Origin of the sequence: Nocardia sp. NPDC058480 (assembly GCF_042720495.1) — a bacterium.
Classification (GTDB): domain Bacteria; phylum Actinomycetota; class Actinomycetes; order Mycobacteriales; family Mycobacteriaceae; genus Nocardia.
In genome coordinates this window covers 879,220-895,985 of sequence record NZ_JBHXMN010000001.1, presented here as the reverse complement: position 1 = coordinate 895,985, position 16,766 = coordinate 879,220, and the positions used below count along the sequence as shown (strand labels likewise).

19 protein-coding genes are annotated in these 16,766 nt (G+C 67.7%); 16 read left to right on the top strand and 3 right to left on the bottom strand.

What is annotated here, in order from left to right; translation table 11 throughout:
* Positions 1-3: 3 nt before the first annotated feature.
* On the bottom strand, positions 4-1,179 hold the full coding sequence (locus ACFWO8_RS04100) for a lipase family protein (RefSeq protein WP_378941384.1): 1,176 nt from the start codon (positions 1,177-1,179) through the stop codon (positions 4-6).
* Between the two features lie 177 nt (positions 1,180-1,356).
* On the opposite strand from ACFWO8_RS04100, the gene ACFWO8_RS04095 reads away from it, so the two are divergent.
* The 7 genes from ACFWO8_RS04095 to ACFWO8_RS04065 all read left to right on the top strand — a co-directional run bounded on the left by ACFWO8_RS04095 (position 1,357) and on the right by ACFWO8_RS04065 (position 6,221).
* The gene (locus tag ACFWO8_RS04095; RefSeq protein WP_378941375.1) at positions 1,357-2,238 is read left to right on the top strand and encodes an ROK family protein; all 882 of its coding nucleotides are present in this window, start codon (positions 1,357-1,359) and stop codon (positions 2,236-2,238) included.
* Between the two features lie 182 nt (positions 2,239-2,420).
* Positions 2,421-2,597: a hypothetical protein gene (locus ACFWO8_RS04090; RefSeq protein WP_170112119.1), complete on the top strand. Its 177-nt coding sequence runs from the start codon at positions 2,421-2,423 to the stop codon at positions 2,595-2,597.
* A gap of 27 nt (positions 2,598-2,624) precedes the next feature.
* The gene (locus tag ACFWO8_RS04085; protein ID WP_378941359.1) at positions 2,625-3,362 is read left to right on the top strand and encodes a phosphoglyceromutase; all 738 of its coding nucleotides are present in this window, start codon (positions 2,625-2,627) and stop codon (positions 3,360-3,362) included.
* A gap of 134 nt (positions 3,363-3,496) precedes the next feature.
* A complete protein-coding gene (locus ACFWO8_RS04080; RefSeq protein WP_378941350.1) occupies positions 3,497-3,844 on the top strand; it encodes a DoxX family protein in 348 nt (115 codons plus the stop codon).
* Between the two features lie 121 nt (positions 3,845-3,965).
* On the top strand, positions 3,966-4,052 hold the full coding sequence (locus ACFWO8_RS04075; RefSeq protein WP_378943165.1) for a winged helix-turn-helix transcriptional regulator: 87 nt from the start codon (positions 3,966-3,968) through the stop codon (positions 4,050-4,052).
* A 244-nt stretch (positions 4,053-4,296) separates the two neighbouring features.
* The gene (locus tag ACFWO8_RS04070; RefSeq protein WP_378941346.1) at positions 4,297-5,535 is read left to right on the top strand and encodes a sensor histidine kinase; all 1,239 of its coding nucleotides are present in this window, start codon (positions 4,297-4,299) and stop codon (positions 5,533-5,535) included.
* The gene (locus ACFWO8_RS04065) at positions 5,532-6,221 is read left to right on the top strand and encodes a response regulator transcription factor (protein ID WP_056814516.1); all 690 of its coding nucleotides are present in this window, start codon (positions 5,532-5,534) and stop codon (positions 6,219-6,221) included. Before ACFWO8_RS04070 ends, ACFWO8_RS04065 begins: the two co-directional genes overlap by 4 nt.
* A gap of 68 nt (positions 6,222-6,289) precedes the next feature.
* Here the strand turns inward: ACFWO8_RS04065 and ACFWO8_RS04060 are convergent, their stop codons facing one another.
* Together ACFWO8_RS04060 and ACFWO8_RS04055 are read right to left on the bottom strand one after the other, a co-directional pair.
* Positions 6,290-6,619 carry a hypothetical protein gene (locus ACFWO8_RS04060; protein WP_378941341.1) on the bottom strand — a complete coding sequence of 110 codons (330 nt, stop codon included), beginning with the start codon at positions 6,617-6,619 and terminating at the stop codon, positions 6,290-6,292.
* A gap of 70 nt (positions 6,620-6,689) precedes the next feature.
* On the bottom strand, positions 6,690-7,568 hold the full coding sequence (locus ACFWO8_RS04055; RefSeq protein ID WP_378941336.1) for a hypothetical protein: 879 nt from the start codon (positions 7,566-7,568) through the stop codon (positions 6,690-6,692).
* Between the two features lie 65 nt (positions 7,569-7,633).
* On the opposite strand from ACFWO8_RS04055, the gene ACFWO8_RS04050 reads away from it, so the two are divergent.
* From ACFWO8_RS04050 to ACFWO8_RS04010, 9 genes are all read left to right on the top strand, one after another.
* A complete protein-coding gene (locus ACFWO8_RS04050) occupies positions 7,634-8,620 on the top strand; it encodes a hypothetical protein (protein WP_378941331.1) in 987 nt (328 codons plus the stop codon).
* Complete coding sequence (locus ACFWO8_RS04045; protein WP_378941328.1) at positions 8,617-10,677, top strand: hypothetical protein; 2,061 nt, start codon at positions 8,617-8,619, stop codon at positions 10,675-10,677. Before ACFWO8_RS04050 ends, ACFWO8_RS04045 begins: the two co-directional genes overlap by 4 nt.
* A gap of 16 nt (positions 10,678-10,693) precedes the next feature.
* Positions 10,694-11,578 (top strand): sugar phosphate isomerase/epimerase family protein, encoded by an 885-nt coding sequence (locus ACFWO8_RS04040; protein ID WP_378941325.1) that lies wholly within the window; start codon positions 10,694-10,696, stop codon positions 11,576-11,578.
* Between the two features lie 100 nt (positions 11,579-11,678).
* Entirely contained in the window at positions 11,679-12,545 is an 867-nt protein-coding gene (locus tag ACFWO8_RS04035; protein ID WP_378941321.1) for a thioesterase family protein, read from the top strand.
* 28 nt (positions 12,546-12,573) lie between these two features.
* A complete protein-coding gene (proC, locus tag ACFWO8_RS04030; protein ID WP_378941313.1) occupies positions 12,574-13,392 on the top strand; it encodes a pyrroline-5-carboxylate reductase in 819 nt (272 codons plus the stop codon).
* Between the two features lie 144 nt (positions 13,393-13,536).
* Positions 13,537-13,818 carry a helix-turn-helix domain-containing protein gene (locus tag ACFWO8_RS04025; protein ID WP_378941302.1) on the top strand — a complete coding sequence of 94 codons (282 nt, stop codon included), beginning with the start codon at positions 13,537-13,539 and terminating at the stop codon, positions 13,816-13,818.
* 290 nt (positions 13,819-14,108) lie between these two features.
* Positions 14,109-14,210: a 30S ribosomal protein bS22 gene (locus ACFWO8_RS04020; RefSeq protein WP_003402602.1), complete on the top strand. Its 102-nt coding sequence runs from the start codon at positions 14,109-14,111 to the stop codon at positions 14,208-14,210.
* Between the two features lie 236 nt (positions 14,211-14,446).
* On the top strand, positions 14,447-15,481 hold the full coding sequence (locus tag ACFWO8_RS04015; RefSeq protein WP_378941290.1) for an NAD-dependent epimerase/dehydratase family protein: 1,035 nt from the start codon (positions 14,447-14,449) through the stop codon (positions 15,479-15,481).
* On the top strand, positions 15,478-16,494 hold the full coding sequence (locus ACFWO8_RS04010; protein ID WP_378941286.1) for a lysophospholipid acyltransferase family protein: 1,017 nt from the start codon (positions 15,478-15,480) through the stop codon (positions 16,492-16,494). Before ACFWO8_RS04015 ends, ACFWO8_RS04010 begins: the two co-directional genes overlap by 4 nt.
* The last annotated feature ends 272 nt before the right edge of the window (positions 16,495-16,766 follow it).

Genomic DNA, 16,766 nt, shown 5'->3' with positions numbered 1-16,766 from the left:
AGCTCAGCAGTTGGTCGGTACCGGTTCGTTGCGGAAGCGGGCCTCGACGTAGTTCCAGGCATCGGGGAAGCCCGCCACGGCGGCGGTCATGTGCTCGGAGATCTCGACCGTGTTCAGCTGCACCGGCGCACCCTGACCGCACCAGCGGGCGATGGTCTCGGCGACCGGCGCGTACGGGGTGAGGATGTCGTACTTGCCCTGCCAGATATAGGTGGGTGCGGTCGGCGCGCCCTGGAAGTGCACGAGGCTGTTCTCGCGCAGGACGCCACGGGCGACCTCGCTGTTCATCAGTTCCTTGGACGCCGCCATCTGTTCGGCGTTGCGGGTGATGCCGTGGAACAGCAGGAAGCGACGGCAGGCGTCCTTGGTGAATTCACGGAACCACAGGCCGTTTTCATTGAGCTGATCCGACACCGGCACCTTGTTGGGGTACTCGCGCTCGATGCCCATCGCGGCGGCGAAGGCAAGGCCGAAACCGGGGTGCGGCGCGAAGCCGAGTGCGTCGGCCATCAATTCGAGGTCAGCGGGGATACCGCCGGACACCACGGCCGCGAGCTTCAGCTCCGGTGCGTAGGTGGGCTGCAGCGCGCCTGCCCATGCGGTGGCCATGCCGCCGCCGGAGTAGCCGGCGATCGCGACCGGCGAGTTGCCGACACCGAGCTCGGCGACCTTCTGCACGGCACGCACGCTGTCGAGGGTGACCATGCCGCTGAGCTTGGCCGCACCGTAGGCCACCGTCGGGCCAAGGTAATCGGGCACCGAGATCGCCCAGCCACGCGCCAACGGCAGCATGGCGCCGGGCGCGTCCTGCAGCTCGCCGTTGAACAGCGACTGCGAGGGGTTGCAGCGGGTGCCGATGGAGTTGATCAGCGCCTGGTAGGACACCAGCGGCGGATTCTTCACGCCGATCGGCAGCAGCACCGTGGTGACGCCCATGATCGCGTTGCCGGTCGAGTTGGTGGAGCGGAACGCGACCTGGTGGCCTTCGGTGCCCGGGTACATCCAGGTGTCGATGTGGCGGGTTCGCACGACGTCGCCGGGTGCCAGCGCGGCGATGTCAGCCGGTGCGTGGAAGAACGGATCCGGATCAGGCGTCGGATACAGCGGGTTCGCGCCCGCGGGTGCGGCGAACAAGCCCACCGATAGCAGACTCAACACCAGTACAGCGATTTTCGACACAGCTTTCCTTCATCAACAGTAGTGCTGCCCAACGAGAACGACCCGACCCGTGTCGAAGTATCTAACGAAAGCCTGTGATTTGTACCGATCGGTAGTCAAAGTGTCGCGTGCCACATGCTGTGATGATTCACAGCAGGGGGACCGGGTGTAGCCCGGCGCGGCAGGTAGGGAGTGGTGATGGCGGTACTTGCGCTCGATATCGGGGCGACGAAATTCGCCGCGGGACTTGTGGACCCGCACTACGGGTTGCACGCGGTGCGCCGGGCGGCCGCGGCTTCGGACGATCCATGGGCGGTGTGCCGGGGCCTGCTGGTCGCTGTGGCAAGTGACAACGAGGTGAGTGCGGTCGGGATCGGATCGGCGGGTCCGGTCGATGTGCCCGCGGGGGTGATCAGGCCGTTGAATCTGGCGGCGTGGCGTGACGGGTTCGCGATCGTCGAACAGGTGCGGGCACTGTTCCCGGCCGCGGTGGTGCGGTTGGCGATCGACGGTGCGTGTCTGGCGCTGGCCGAGCATCGGGTCGGCGGGCTGCGTGGGGTGGACAACGGGCTGGCCATGACGGTGTCGTCGGGGGTCGGTGGGGGGATCGTCGCCGATGGGCGAGTTGTGATGGGGCGCACGGGAAATGCCGGTCACATCGGGCACATCGTGGTGCCCGGTGACGACACCGCGTGTCCCTGTGGGGGAGTCGGGTGCGTGGAGGCGGTAGCGAGCGGGATGTCGTCGGTGCGGTGGGCGCGTGCGCGTGGCTGGGTGGGCGAGAGCGGGGTGGAGCTCGCCGAGGCCGCGCACCGTGGCGACCCGATCGCGCTCGCCGCCATGGCTCGTGCGGGAACCGCCTTGGGGCAGGCGATCTCGTCGGCCGCCGCGCTGCTGGATGTGGATCGGGTGGTGATCAGCGGTGGGTTCGCGCATTCGGGGGAGCCGCTGTGGGGGCCGTTGCGCGCGGCCGTCGCCAGGCATGCGCGGCTCGAGTTCGTCCGGGATCTTGCGGTGGAACCGTCGACGCTGAGCGAGGGCGCCACGCTGGTCGGGGCGGCGGTGCTCGCGGCTGAATAGATTTGCGGCTGGCGCCGCGGGTTGCGGGCCCCTGGTCCCACTTCTTCCCTCCCTCCGGGCACTCCTTCGTCGCACCCTCCACTCAGTCCAGAAGCGGGACGGCCCGCAACCAGAGCGGAGACTTCAAGGGTCCTCGGGCGCGTTCAGGGAAGGTTGCGGTGGGCGGGCGTAGCCTCGATGAGGTGGCTGCCGACTACGTGCCGGGCGATGTCGTCCATATTCCGGAGGGTCCGTTCCAAGGAGTGTGCGCCGTAGTGCGCGAAGTCGACTCGGTGGCGTCGCGATTACAGGTCGACGCGCTGGTCAAAGGCGGGCCGTACGAGATCGTCATCGGCTTCGACGAGGTGGAGTGGGCCTGACATCGGCGAAATGTCAGAATGGCCCCTATGACCTACACCCTCGTGCTGCTGCGCCACGGCGAGAGCGAATGGAACGCCCTCAACCTGTTCACCGGCTGGGTGGACGTGCAACTCACCGACAAGGGCATCGCCGAGGGTAAACGGGCCGGAGAGCTGCTCAAAGAGGCGGGCATCCTGCCCGATATCGTCTACACCTCGCTGCTGCGCCGCGCGATCAGCACCGCCGACAACGCCCTCGGCACCGCCGACCGGCACTGGATCCCGGTCGTGCGCGACTGGCGCCTCAACGAGCGCCACTACGGCGACCTGCAGGGCAAGAACAAGGAGCAGGTCCGCGAGCAGTACGGCCAGGAGCAGTTCATGCTGTGGCGTCGCAGCTACGACACCCCGCCGCCGCCGATCCAGCCCGAGAACCCGTACAGCCAGGAAGGCGACCCGCGCTACGCGGGCATCGAGGTCCCCGAGACCGAGTGCCTGCTCGATGTCGTCAAGCGGATGGTCCCGTACTGGGAAGACACCATCTCCAAGGAACTGCTCACCGGCAAGACCGTCCTGGTCGCTGCGCACGGCAACTCGCTGCGCGCGCTGGTCAAGCACCTCGACGGGATCTCCGACTCCGACATCTCCAGCCTGAACATCCCCACCGGCATTCCGCTGGTCTACGAGCTGGACGAGAACCTGCGTCCGGTGAAGGCCGCTGAATACCTGGACCCGGCTGCCGCTGCCGCCGGTGCCGCCGCGGTCGCCAGCCAGGGCGGCAAGTAACTGATTTCCCACGGCCCCACACCGTCCGACGGTGTGGGGCCGCTGTGCTGTCCGGGTGATGTCACACTCGCGGCGGCTGTGTCGTCACCTCGGTAGATACCGCGAAACGCGCGGCTGCCGAAGGAGTTACGCACATGTTCACCGCCTACGTCATCGTCACTGTCGTCGCCGCACTGTGGGTGGGCTTCTCGGCGTTCTCGCTGCTGCGCCGCGCGCCGTTCGTGGTGGAGCCGCTGGTGGAATACGGCGTCCCGCAGAACTGGTGGACGCCGCTGGGGATCGCCAAGGCCCTCGGGTCGGTGGGACTGCTGGTGGGATTGTTCGTGCCGGTGCTCGGGGTGATCGCCGCGATCGGGCTGATTCTGTACTTCGCCGGTGCGGTGCTGACGGTGCTGCGGGCGCGGTCGTACAAGACGGTGGCGTTCCCGGTGCTGTACCTGGTGCCGGTCGCGGTGGCGCTGGGACTCGGGATCGCGGCGTAGTCGGTTTCCCTGGCGCTGCCGCAAGAGCGGCAGCGCCATTCGGTGCTGGTGTACCTGCTCCCGCGATGGTCCGCTACGTCACAGCGAACTTCTCGCGGGTGCGGGCGGGATCAGCCAGAAGATGCTGACGCAGACGCTGCGGCGGATGGCGCGGATGGCGCTCGTACGCAGGCGCCGGTACCCCGAATCGCCGCCGCGAGTCGAATAGGAACTCACCGAAGCGGGCCGCGATCTGCTCGTTCCGATTTATGCGCTCGGCGCATGGGTCCACCGGCACGGACCCGCGGTGACCATCGCGATGTACGGCGAACCGCCGGACTGACACGCCCGGCGGAGGTTCAGGTGCCTGCCGGGTGAACGGCAAAAGAACGCCATACCAAGTGCCTGTGACCTGCGCGAAACTTCGTCGACCCGCCGACGTTATGTCCGCCCGCACTCGTACGATCAATCTTGTGAGTGTTCCGCAGGCAGTGCTGTTGGCAGTCCTCGCGGCTGTCGTCGGGCTGGCAGTCGGGGGCCTGCTGATCCCGTTCGTCAATGCCAGGCAGGCCGCCCGTACCCAGGAAGACACCGGGCTGACCATGTCGCAGGTGCTCGACCTGATCGTGCTCGCGTCCGAGTCCGGCATCGCCGTGGTCGACGAATACCGCGATGTGGTGCTCGTGAATCCGCGCGCCGAGGAACTCGGCCTGGTCCGCAACCGGTTGCTCGACGAACGCGCGTGGGCGGCCGTGGAGAAGGTCCTCGCGACCGGCGAATCCACCGAATACGACCTCACCGCCAAGAACCCGCTACCCGGTCGCGGCCGGATCGCTGTGCGTGGCGTGGCCCGCAAACTGTCCCGCGAGGAAACCAGCTTCGTCGTGCTGTTCGCCGACGACGATTCCGAGCAGGCCCGCATGGAAGCGACGCGGCGCGATTTCGTCGCCAATGTCAGCCATGAGCTCAAGACCCCCGTCGGCGCGATGAGCCTGCTGGCCGAGGCCATGCTGGAATCGGCCGACGATCCCGAGGCCGTGCGCCACTTCGGCTCGCGCGTGCTGGGCGAATCGCGGCGCCTCGGCAAGATGGTGACCGAGCTGATCGCGCTGTCGCGCTTGCAGGGCGCCGAGAAACTGCCCGATCTGGCCGTGGTCGACGTCGACACGGTGGTGCAGCAGGCGGTCGACCGCTCGCGCACCGCCGCCGAGGCCGCGGGCATCACCGTCAGCACCGACCGGCCCAGTGGGCTGGAAGTGCTCGGCGACGAAACGTTGCTGGTTACCGCGCTGTCGAATCTGGTGGAGAATGCGATCGCGTATTCACCACAGGGTTCGCATGTGTCGGTGAGCCGGTCGCTGCGCGGCGATCATGTCGCGATGGCGGTCACCGATCGTGGCATCGGGATCGCCAAGGAAGACCAGGAACGGGTGTTCGAGCGGTTCTTCCGCTCCGACAAGGCCCGCTCCCGATCGACCGGCGGCACCGGGCTCGGCCTGGCCATCGTGAAACACGTGGCGGCCAATCACAACGGTGAAATCACCCTGTGGAGCAAACTGGGCACCGGCTCGACGTTCACGCTGCGCATCCCCGCCCATCTGGAAACCGATGGGGACGAGGACGCGGAACAGACGCCGGAGCCCACCACGAGAGAAACCACCGTCCCGCGCACTCTCGCGGGACGAACGAACGGTGTGGAGGCACGCAGATGACGAGTGTGTTGATCGTCGAAGACGAGGATTCGCTGGCCGAGCCGCTGGCGTTCCTGCTTCGCAAGGAAGGCTTCGACGTCACCGTCGTCGGCGACGGCCCGTCCGCGCTGGCCGAATTCGACCGCTCGGGCGCCGATATCGTGCTACTCGACCTGATGCTGCCCGGCATGAGCGGCACCGACGTGTGCAAGCAGCTGCGCACGCGCAGCGGTGTGCCGGTGATCATGGTGACCGCGCGCGACAGCGAGATCGACAAGGTCGTGGGGCTGGAACTGGGCGCCGACGACTACGTCACCAAGCCGTACTCGGCCCGCGAGCTGATCGCGCGGATCCGGGCCGTGCTGCGCCGCGGCGCCGGTGACGAGCTGGACTCCGGCAGCGAGAACGGCGTGCTGGAGGCCGGCCCGGTGCGGATGGATGTGGACCGCCACACCGTGCACGTCAACGGCGGGCAGGTCACCCTGCCGCTCAAGGAGTTCGACCTGCTCGAGTACCTGCTGCGCAACTCCGGCCGCGTACTCACCCGTGGACAGCTGATCGACCGGGTGTGGGGCGCCGACTACGTAGGCGACACCAAAACCCTCGACGTCCACGTCAAGCGCCTGCGCTCGAAGATCGAAGCCGACCCAGCCAAGCCGGAACACCTGGTCACCGTTCGAGGCCTCGGCTACAAGCTCGAAGCCTGATTACCTCTCCCAACGAAAGGGTCCCGTCGGAATTCCGACGGGACCCTTTCGTTCATGGGCGGGGGTCCTTAAATTGCGCTCCAGGCGGTGCCCAGGGGGGTTTCGATCTTCTTGAGGGAGACCCAGCCGTAGGCGTCTTCCTGCATGCAGTCGTAGATCGGCACGTCGGTGCCGGTGCCGCGGCAGGCGATGGTGGAGGAGGTGCCCATCGTGGAGACGATGATGTACTTGCCGTTCTTGGCCGCGTCGATCGCCGCGGGGTCGGTGTAGGTCACGAATTCGGCCGTGAAGTCCGCGTACTTCGCCGGATCGCCGTTCGGTTCGGCATTGGCCAGGCCGGTCATGGAGAGGGTCGCGCCGATCGCGAGGGTCGCGGCGTAGATCGCTTTCTTGGACATGAGCAGCTATCCAACCCGAGTTCGGTGACGGATGCACGACCTACAGATGAACCGAAAGGTTACGAGGCTTTCACTCCGGGTGATTCGGACTGTGAGATTCGGGGTTCATCCGCTCGGCTTCGACCGTCGCCGGATGCACCGCGACCAGGCCGAGACCCTCGCGCCGGCGGCAGTGCCGGGCGAGTTCGTCGTAGGCGGGTGCACCGAGCAGCTCACGCAGTTCCGGGCCGTAGGACTGCCAGACCGGCTTCGCGCCCACGTGGGCGTCGGGGGAGCCGGTGCAGTACCAATCCAGATCCAGGCCGCCGGGGCCCCAGCCGCGCCGGTCGTATTCGGTGACCACGGTGCGCAGGATCTGCACGCCATCGGGGCGATCCACCCAATCCTGGGTTCGCCGGATCGGCAGCTGCCAGCACACGTCCGGCTTCACCTCGAGGGGTTCGATGCCCTTGCGCACCGCCATGATGTGCAGCGCGCAACCGGGGCCCGCGGCGAAACCGGGGCGGTTGAGGAAGATGCAGGCACCGTCGAAGCGGCGGGTGCGCAGGGCGGGTTCGTCCTCGAGTTCGTCGAGTTCGAGGTAACCCTTCTTGACGACCTTGCCGTTCTCGGTGGCCTCGCCCATCAGCTGCCAGTCATCGGGTGTGAGCATCTTCACAGCACCGTTGAGGCGCTTGCGATCGTCCTTGTCGGCGAGGAACGCGCCGTGCGAGCAACAGCCGTCGTCGGGGCGTTCGGCGATGATGCCCTGGCAGGCGGGCGTGCCGAACACACACGTCCAGCGCGACAGCAGCCACGTCAGATCGGCGACGATCTGGTGCTCGTCGTTTGCTGGGTCGGTGAACTCGATCCACTCCCGTGGGAAATCGAGCTCGACTTCCGGGGTCGGATCGATCTTTCGCCCAGGTCGGAGCCCGGTCTCCGGGGTGCCAGCTGCGCCTTCGGTCACAACTCTTGACGCTAACAGTTCAGTCGCCTGGCCTGCTGTACCGGATCACCAAGTACCGTATTCGTGTGCGGCTTGGTGTTCTCGATGTCGGAAGCAATACCGTCCACCTGCTCGTGGTGGACGCCCATCGTGGTGGCCACCCGATGCCGATGAGCTCGTCGAAGTCGACGTTGCGCCTGTCGGAGAGCATGGACTCGATGGGCCGGATCACCGAGGAGGGCGAGGCGCGACTGATCGCGACCATCCTCGAATTCGCTGATCTGGCACGCAATTCCAGGTGCGTCGAGCTGATGCCGTTTGCCACCTCAGCGCTGCGTGAGGCGACCAATTCCGAGGAAGTGCTCGTTCGCGTCCGGTCCATGACCGGGGTCGATCTACAGGTGCTCACCGGCGAGGACGAGGCCCGTCTGACGTTCCTCGCGGTGCGCCGCTGGTTCGGCTGGAGCGCGGGGCGGATCATGAATCTCGATATCGGCGGCGGCTCGCTGGAGCTGTCCAACGGCGGCGACGAGGAGCCCGATGTGGCGCTGTCGCTGCAACTCGGTGCGGGCAGGCTCACCAGGGAGTGGCTGCGCGACGACCCGCCGGGCAAGCGCAAGATCGCGGTCCTGCGCGACTGGCTCGACGCCGAGCTGGTTGTCCCGTCCAAGACCCTCATCGAGCCCGGAAAACCCGACCTGGCTGTCGGCACCTCGAAGACATTCCGTTCACTGGCCCGGCTGACCGGCGCGGCACCCTCGGCCGCGGGCCCACGGGTGCGACGTACACTCACCAGCTCCGGTCTGCGCCAGCTGATCGCGTTCATCTCCCGGATGACCGCCTCCGACCGCGCGGAACTGGAAGGCGTGAGTTCGGACCGGTCCCAGCAATTGGTGGCCGGAGCATTGGTCGCGGAGGCGAGTATGCGGGCGTTATCGCTCGACAGCATCGAAATCTGCCCATGGGCGCTGCGCGAAGGCCTTATTTTGCGCAAACTGGACTCCGAGCCCAACGGAGGTGGACCGGCCGCGGTACCGCCGGTCACGCCCGTCGCGGAAGTGGAGTCGGCATGAGCAGTGAGGATTCGAAGCAGCTATCGGTCGCCGAGCTGCTTGCTCGCAATGCCGCGCAGGGGGCCGCACCCGCTGCCTCCGGCGGCGGCGGACGACGGCGACGCAGTGGGCGCGGGGTCTCGGTCAACGATCTGACCGGTGAGAACGCGGCGGTGAAGCCGAACTCGCATGCCGCGCCCGCCCCGCCCGCGCCGGAGCCATCGCCCGCCTATCTGCCCGCGCCGACCTACGAGCCGGAGCCGGCGCCGAGTTACGAACCGCCCGCGAGTTACCAGCCCGCGCCCTACCCGCCGCCCGGTCCGGCTGAACCGGCGTTCTCGCCGATGTCGGGCCCGATCACCCGATTCGACCCCGACGCGGGGTACTCCGCGCCCGATCCACTCGGTCAGCGACCGGCCGCCGATCCGTTCGGGCCGTTCCGGGCCGAGGCCCGCGATACCAGCTCCCGTGCGGGACGCGGTCCGGGTCGGCTCGGTGTGCCGGGCGGCCCCGCGCAGCCGGTCGATCCCGGTATCGCCGAGATGTTCGGCTCCGGTGCGCTGCCCGCGGTCGGTGGCGGCCGACGGCATCGGCCGGAAGAGCCCGAGGTCGCCCCGTATCCAGAGCCGCCGAAGCCGCCGCCGCCGGTCACCGGTGGACGGGCGGCGCGCAGGCGGGCCGCCGAAGCTGCGGAAGAGGCCATCGAGGCCAGCCCGGCACCGGGCCGTCCGTCGTTCGACGCGCCGCTGTACGAGGCGGGTATCGACGCGCCACAGGCATTCATGGGTCGTCCGGGGCAGTCGTCTCGCGGATTGGCCGATCTTCCCGATATCGGCCCGGGTTTCGACAGCCGCTCCGGATCGGGCTACGACGAGCGCCAGGGCGCCTTCGACAGTCGACCCGCGCCGGGTTTCAACGGCCGACCGGGCGAGTCGTTCGACGGCAGGCCCGCGCCGGACGCCAACGGGCGGCCGGGAGCCGAGCCCGCGCGCGGTTTCAACGGGTCGGGCCGTAACGGGCTCCCCGAGTCGACGCCCGGTTTCAACGGGCAGCCACCGGCACCGGGGTTCAACGGGTATCCGCCGAATGCCGATGCCACGCAGGCCTACAACCTGGCGCCGGGCGCCGATGCCCCACCGGCAGCGGATCAACGCCCGTCGCTGGATCGCAGGCGGGGGGAGCCGAAGTCCGGTGGATTGCCGTCGTGGTCGGCGCGCAGGCATCGCCCGGACAAGACCGCGCCCGCACCGGAGAGCGGTGGTTTCCCGACGGCCGCGTGGTCGCCGGTCAGCCAGGAGCAGCCGCTGGTGTCCGGGCAGTCGGTGGCAGGCGATCTGCTGCGGCAGCGGGCCGATCGTGGCCCCGACGCCGACGCGCACACCGAGATTGTCTATCGCGTCGGCGCGGACCAGGCCGATGACGAGGACACCGACGACTACGCCGAGTCCGATTACGTCGACCGCGACTACGCCGACAACGACTACTCCGACGCTGACTACGCCGAATCCGATTACGACGACGACGCGGCTTTCGACGATGACGACGACTACGACGACGACGACGACTACGAACCGAAGCCGACCAGGGCGAGCAGGCGCGCCGCGACCAAAGCGGCCGCGACGAAGATGGCCGACCGGGCCAAGTCGAAGATGGCCGACCGGGCCAAGTCGAAGATGGCAGGCCGAGGCAAGGCGAAGACCACGGGCCGCGCCGAGTCGCGGGCCGAGAGCCGGCTGTCGGGCAATCGCGCGGGCGGGTCGGTAGCGAGCCGCGCCGCCCGTGTTTCGAGCATGGCGCGCGGCGGCGGCGAAAACGACAACCGCCGCCAGTGGATGATCCTGGGCGCGCAGAGTGCGGGTGCGGCGGTCGCGGGCATGTTGCTGTTCAAGGGCTTCGAGACGATGTGGGAAACGCTGCCGTGGGTGGCGCTGGCCCTGGCGATGGTGGTGATCCTCGGTCTGGTGGCCCTGGTTCGCATCCTGCGCCGCACCGACGACATCTTCAGCACTGTGATCGCCGTCGTCGTAGGCGTCTTCGTGACGCTGGGACCGCTAGCCTTTCTCCTCAGTACCAGCTGAATACAGGGAGTGGGCTGTGGGGAACGCACGGGCGGACATCGCGATCGGGCTTTCGACGGCCTCGGTGTATCCGGAGAACACGCAGGCGGCGTTCCGTTATGCCGCCGAATTGGGTTACGACGGTGTGGAATTGATGGTCTGGGCCGAACCGGCCAGCCAGGACATCGCGACCGTGCAGTCCTACGCGAAGCGCTACGGCGTTCCGGTGCTGGCCGTGCACGCACCGTGTCTGCTGATCTCCCAACGAGTGTGGGGTGCCGACCCGGTGGCCAAGCTGGAACGCAGCGTGCGCACCGCGGAAGCGCTCGGCGCCGACACCGTGGTGGTACACCCGCCGTTTCGCTGGCAACGCCGCTATGCCAGGGGATTCGCCGATCAGGTCGGTGAGCTCGAGACGCATCACCCGGTCAAGGTGGCCGTGGAGAACATGTTCCCGATGCGGGCCGACACCCTGTTCCGCGACGGTGCCGTGCGCAGGCTGGAACGTCGCTCGGGCCCCGGACGCGCGGTGAGCGCGTTCAGCCCCTCCTACGATCCCACCGATATCGGCTTCGACCACTACACCCTCGACCTCTCGCACACCGCGACCGCCGGCGCCGACGCGCTCGAGCTGGCGCGGCGGATGGGCGAGGGCCTGGTCCACCTGCACCTGGCCGACGGGCGCGGCGCCGCGCACGACGAGCACCTGGTGCCCGGCGACGGCACCCAGCCGTGCGCGCAACTGTGTGAACACCTGATCCACACCGGTTTCCGCGGCCACGCGGTCGCCGAGATCAACACCCAGAACGCGCGAACCACCGCCGAACGCTCGGCGCAACTGGCGCGCACCCTCGAATTCGCGCGCCGTCACCTCACCGGCGCGACCCCCGATCCGAAGCCGCACCACGCCGACCTGCCATGACCGGCACGGCCCCCGAGGGGCCCGCTCGAGCGCGCCAGCGCTCCAAAAAAACCACCTTGTACGCTGTACGAATTGCTGTGCCCCTCGACCAGGAGTGACGATGACGCGAGAACTCGCGACCGACGCGCCGTTCAGCCAGGTTCTCGACCTGACCGAGCTCACCACCACCGATGCCGGGACCGGCCGCTACGCCGGCGTCATCGCGCCCACCTGGACCATCGGTCCCAAGGTGCACGGCGGCACCATGGTCGCGGCCACCGCCGCGGCGGCGACCCGCTGGCTCACCGAGGCCGACGAAGCACTCGCCCAGATGGCGCCCATCGCGGCCAGCACCGACTTCCTCGGCGCCCCCGACCCCGGCGAGGTCGAATACGCGGTGCACATCCGCAAGAAGGGCCGCCAGATCTGCCTGGCCGATGTCGACCTGATCCAGAACGGGCGCACCCTCGTCCGGACCGCGTTCACCTTCGGCCACCTCGACTCCGCGGAAACCCGGTGGACCGGCCCCGACACGGACATGGCCGCGGAACCGAGCGCCGAGGCCATCGGCTACACCGCCGATTCGCCGATGGGCAAGATCGTGCACGTCAGCCAGGGCGCGCACTTGCTGATCGACCCCAGCTGGGGTGAATTCCTGCGCGGCGAGACCGGCCCGCCCCGGTTACGGCTGTGGATCCGCCCGTTCGACGGCGACGAATCCGATCCGCGGGCGCGCGCCGCCTTCGCGATGATGGCCGCCGACATCAGCCCGCCCGTCCCGATGAACCTCGGCCACTTCGGCTGGTCGCCGACGGTCCAGATGACCACCTACCTGCGCCGTATCCCCGCGCCCGGTTGGCTGCGCGTCGTCGCGACCGCCCGTGAGGTCGGTGAGCGGATGTTCGACGAGGACCACCTGGTGATCGACTCCACCGGTGCCGTCGTCGCCCAGAGTCGCCAGCTGGCCCTGATCCCGGCTGCACGCTGAGGCCACCGGGCCAACTAACCTTGTCCGCATGACGAGAATTGCGGTGGTCGGTGGCGGTCGGATCGGTGAGGCGCTGGTGGCCGGATTGTTGGAATCCGGTCGGGCGACAAAGGATCTGGTCATCGTCGAGCCGCTCGCCCCGCGTGCCGCGCAGCTGGCCGAGCGTTTCAAGGTGCGGGTGAGCGGATCCGTCAGCGACGCGGTGGTCGGTGCCGACATCGTGGTCATCGCGGTCAAGCCCGGTGTGGTCGACTCGGTGCTCACCGATCTGTCCAAGGCCGACCTGGACAGCGGTAGCGACCAGGTACTCGTCTCGCTGGCCGCGGGTGTTTCCACCGCGCGGCTCGAGTCGAAGCTACCCGCGGGATTCGCTGTCGTACGCGTCATGTCGAACACTCCGATGCTGGTCGGGCAGGGTATGTGCGTGCAATCGCCCGGCCGCTACGCCAAGGCCGAGCAGCTGGAGCAGGTCGGTGAGATGCTCGAAGCCGTCGGCAAGGTGGTGACGGTGTCCGAATCGCAGATGGACGCGGTCACCGCGGTGTCGGGTTCGGGGCCCGCGTATTTCTTCCTCGTCGTCGAGGCGATGACCGATGCCGCTGTCGGTCTCGGCCTCCCTCGGGAGGTAGCGGGGGAACTGGTCGTGCAGACGATGATCGGATCGGCGGCCATGCTCGACGAAACCGGCCAGAGCCCGGCCGATCTGCGGGCCGCGGTCACCTCACCCGGCGGCACCACCGCCGCGGCACTGCGCGAACTCGAGCGTGGTGCGCTGCGCTCGACATTCACCGAAGCCCTGCACGCGGCGAAGCGGCGCTCTGCCGAACAGGGTGCAACGAACGAGTGACAAACGGGTACTCGGTTTGAAAACCGATTTCTCACACCCGTCGCAGTAATCCCACTGGTCCCGCTAAGCTCGTAGAAGCACGTGCGTGTCTGTTCCGCTGGTGGGGAAGCCGGCGGCGCGGGCGTGCCGGAGGTCAATGGTGCCATGATGTCTGCGAACAGAATGTCAAGTAATCCATCGGCGTCGGGCGGTGGTTCGGGTTCGCCCGCCCCGCGGGTCGGCGCCACCCCGCAAACGGTGATCGGCGGTGGCACGCAGTTTCTCACCGTCGCCGAGGTCGCCGAACTCATGCGGGTGTCGAAAATGACGGTGTACCGGCTCGTGCACTCGGGTGAACTGCCCGCGGTGCGTGTCGGACGCTCGTTTCGAGTGCACGCGAAGGCGGTGCACGACTACCTGGAGACGTCGTACTTCGACGCCGGATGAGCTGAGTGGTTTCGGCCCGTCCCTGGCGATGGACTGACCGGAGGGTGCGACGAAGGAGTGCCCGTAGGGAGGGAAGAGTCAGGGTTCAGGGCCGAAACCCGCGGCGCCAGCCGCCAGAGGTACTGCGGTTTCGTTGCTGCTCGGGTGCCCCGGTAGCATGGACAACTGGTTCGTGTCCGCCTGCCGGTGGCACCGTTCGTGGTGTCCGGTTGCCCCGGCGGCGCGGACGCCAAACGACGCACGTGAACACCGCGTGTGTATGCCGAGTAGAGAGAACGCGAGGAAACCCTATGGGTTCTGTGATCAAGAAGCGCCGCAAGCGTATGTCGAAGAAGAAGCACCGCAAGCTGCTTCGCCGCACGCGTGTTCAGCGGCGCAAACTCGGCAAGTAAGCCAGCGTGCCTGCGACGAGCCCGTCACCTTCGAAGGTGGCGGGCTCTCGCTGTGAAAAGCCCGGGTTTGTGAATCTCACTGTGCGAGGACGAATCATCCTCGTTAAATGCTTGTAGATCGTGACAGCGAGTGGCGCGAATGCGGCTACTCTGGTACGCGAAACACGATGAGCAGGGGGCTTTGAGTGGGGTCAGGTACGAGTTCCGATACACGGGAACGACACGCACCGAAAGTTGTGCTGGTGACTGGAGCCAGCCGCTTCTTCGGTGGCAACGTCGCGGCACGGCTAGCTGCCGAACCCGGCGTCGAACGTGTCATCGCGGTGGACACGGTCACCCCCAGCCGTGAGCTTCGCCGAAAAATGGGTAGTGCCGAGTTCGTGCGCGCCGATATCAGGAATCCGCTGATCCGCAAGGTCGTCGAGGGCAACGACGTCGACACTGTCGTGCACGCGGCCGTCCTCACCCGTCCGCCCGCCGGTGGCGGTCGCGCGGTGATGAAGGATCTCAATGTCCTCGGCACGATGCAATTGCTCGCCGTGTGTCAAAAAGCGCCGTCGGTGCGGCGCGTGGTGGTGCGGTCGTCGTCGGCGGTGTACGGCTGCAGCGCCAAGGATCCGGCGAAATTCACCGAGGAAATGGATGCGCGCACTCCGCCGGCGGGGTGGTTCGCGCGCGACATGATCGATATCGAGTCGCTGGTGCGTGGAATGGCGCGGCGCAGGCCCGATATCTCCGCGTCGATTCTGCGTTTCGCGCCGATCGTCGGTCCCCGTCTGGCCGATCGGGGCGTGCAATATCTGCGTTCGCCGATCACCCCGACTGTTCTCGGTCGCGAAGCCCGACTGCAATTGCTGCACGAGGAAGACGCGGTCGCGGTGCTCGTGCACGCGGCGCAGCGTGCGCACGGTGGCACGGTCAATATCGCCGGTGACGGTGCGCTGGCCATGTCGCAGGCGATCCGCCGGGCCGGGCGCATCGTCGCGCCGGTTCCCTTTTTTGTCTTCCGCACAGTCGGTCGCTCGCTGATGGGCCCGATCATGCGCGGATTCAGTGGCGAACAACCCGAATATTTCTACTTCGGCTGCGGGCTCGACACCACCCGTATGCGTACCGAACTCGGTTTCACCCCACGCTGGACCACGGTCCAGGCGTTCGATGACTTCATCGCGGGCGCAGCGTTGCGGCCTGTCTTCGATCCGGCTTGGATCGACGCCGCGGAACACAAACTGCTCGGCCTCATCGGGGCCGGTTCAGGAGCGCATACATGAACGAGGGAGCGAAAGTCATTCGTCTCGACGTGAATGTCGAGGCCCGACAGCGACCGCAGACCCGGCGATGGCCGGATCAGCCGATGCAGGCGATGCCGGTCACCTCCCTCAGCGAGCGTCGGCCGGGAATGCCCGCGCGGCCACCGAAGTCGCTGACCGACATCGTGCGCGACGCCGTCGGCGAGCAGATCGAACGGACCGCGGAATTCGCGCGCCGCAGGCTCACCGGGGACTACCAGGTCGACGAGTTCGGCTACGACCGGCACCTGCTGGAATCGGTCATCCTGCCCGCGCTGCGGCCGCTGTCGGACTACTGGTTCCGCGTCGAGGTCGCCGGCATCGAGAACATTCCCGCCGTCGGTGGCGCGCTGCTGGTCGCCAATCACGCGGGCACCGTGCCGATCGACGGTCTGATGCTGCAGTTGGCCGTGCACGACAAGCACCCGAATCAGCGGGCGCTGCGGCTGCTGGCCGCCGATCTCATCTTCGAGATGCCGCTGCTCGGCGCGCTCGCGCGCAAGGCCGGGCACACACTGGCCTGCCATCCCGACGCCGAGCGGCTGCTGCGCTCCGGACACATCGCGGGGGTGTTCCCGGAAGGGTTCAAGGGCATCGGCAAGAACTACGCCGACCGGTACAAGCTGCAGCGGTTCGGGCGCGGCGGTTTCGTGGCGGCGGCGGTGCGGGCCGGGGTGCCGATCATTCCCGTGTCGATCGTCGGCTCCGAGGAGATCTACCCGAAGCTGGCCGACGTCAAGCCGCTGGCGCGCCTGCTCGGTCTGCCGTATTTCCCGGTGACGCCGCTGTTCCCGCATCTGGGGCTGCTGGGCGCGGTGCCGATGCCGTCGAAGTGGTACATCGAGTTCGGTGAGCCGATCGCGACCACGGCATTCGAGCCGGAGGAGGCCGATGACCCGATGACGATGTTCGAGGTCACCGACCAGGTCCGCGAGACCATCCAGCAGACCCTGTACAAACTGCTGGCCAAGCGCCGAAACGTCGTTATGGGGTAGGACGTTCGGTCGGGGTCGATGTTTCGCTAGTCCCAGGCAGGTTTGACGCTGTGTTTATTGGCGCGCTGGCGCGCGCGTGTCCGCGGCCCTGAGGGCCGCCGGTTAGCGCTCGAGACTAGAGCCTTCGGCTCAGCGCTTTCGAGCGCTAACCGGCGACCCGGCCGCGGACCGGCCACTTCGTGGCCGCCGCTCCCCAGGGGTCGCGGGTGCGGGGTTGGGAGTGCGGTCATGGCGGAGCTGGGGTGCAGGGTGTGGTTGGGAGTGCGGTCATG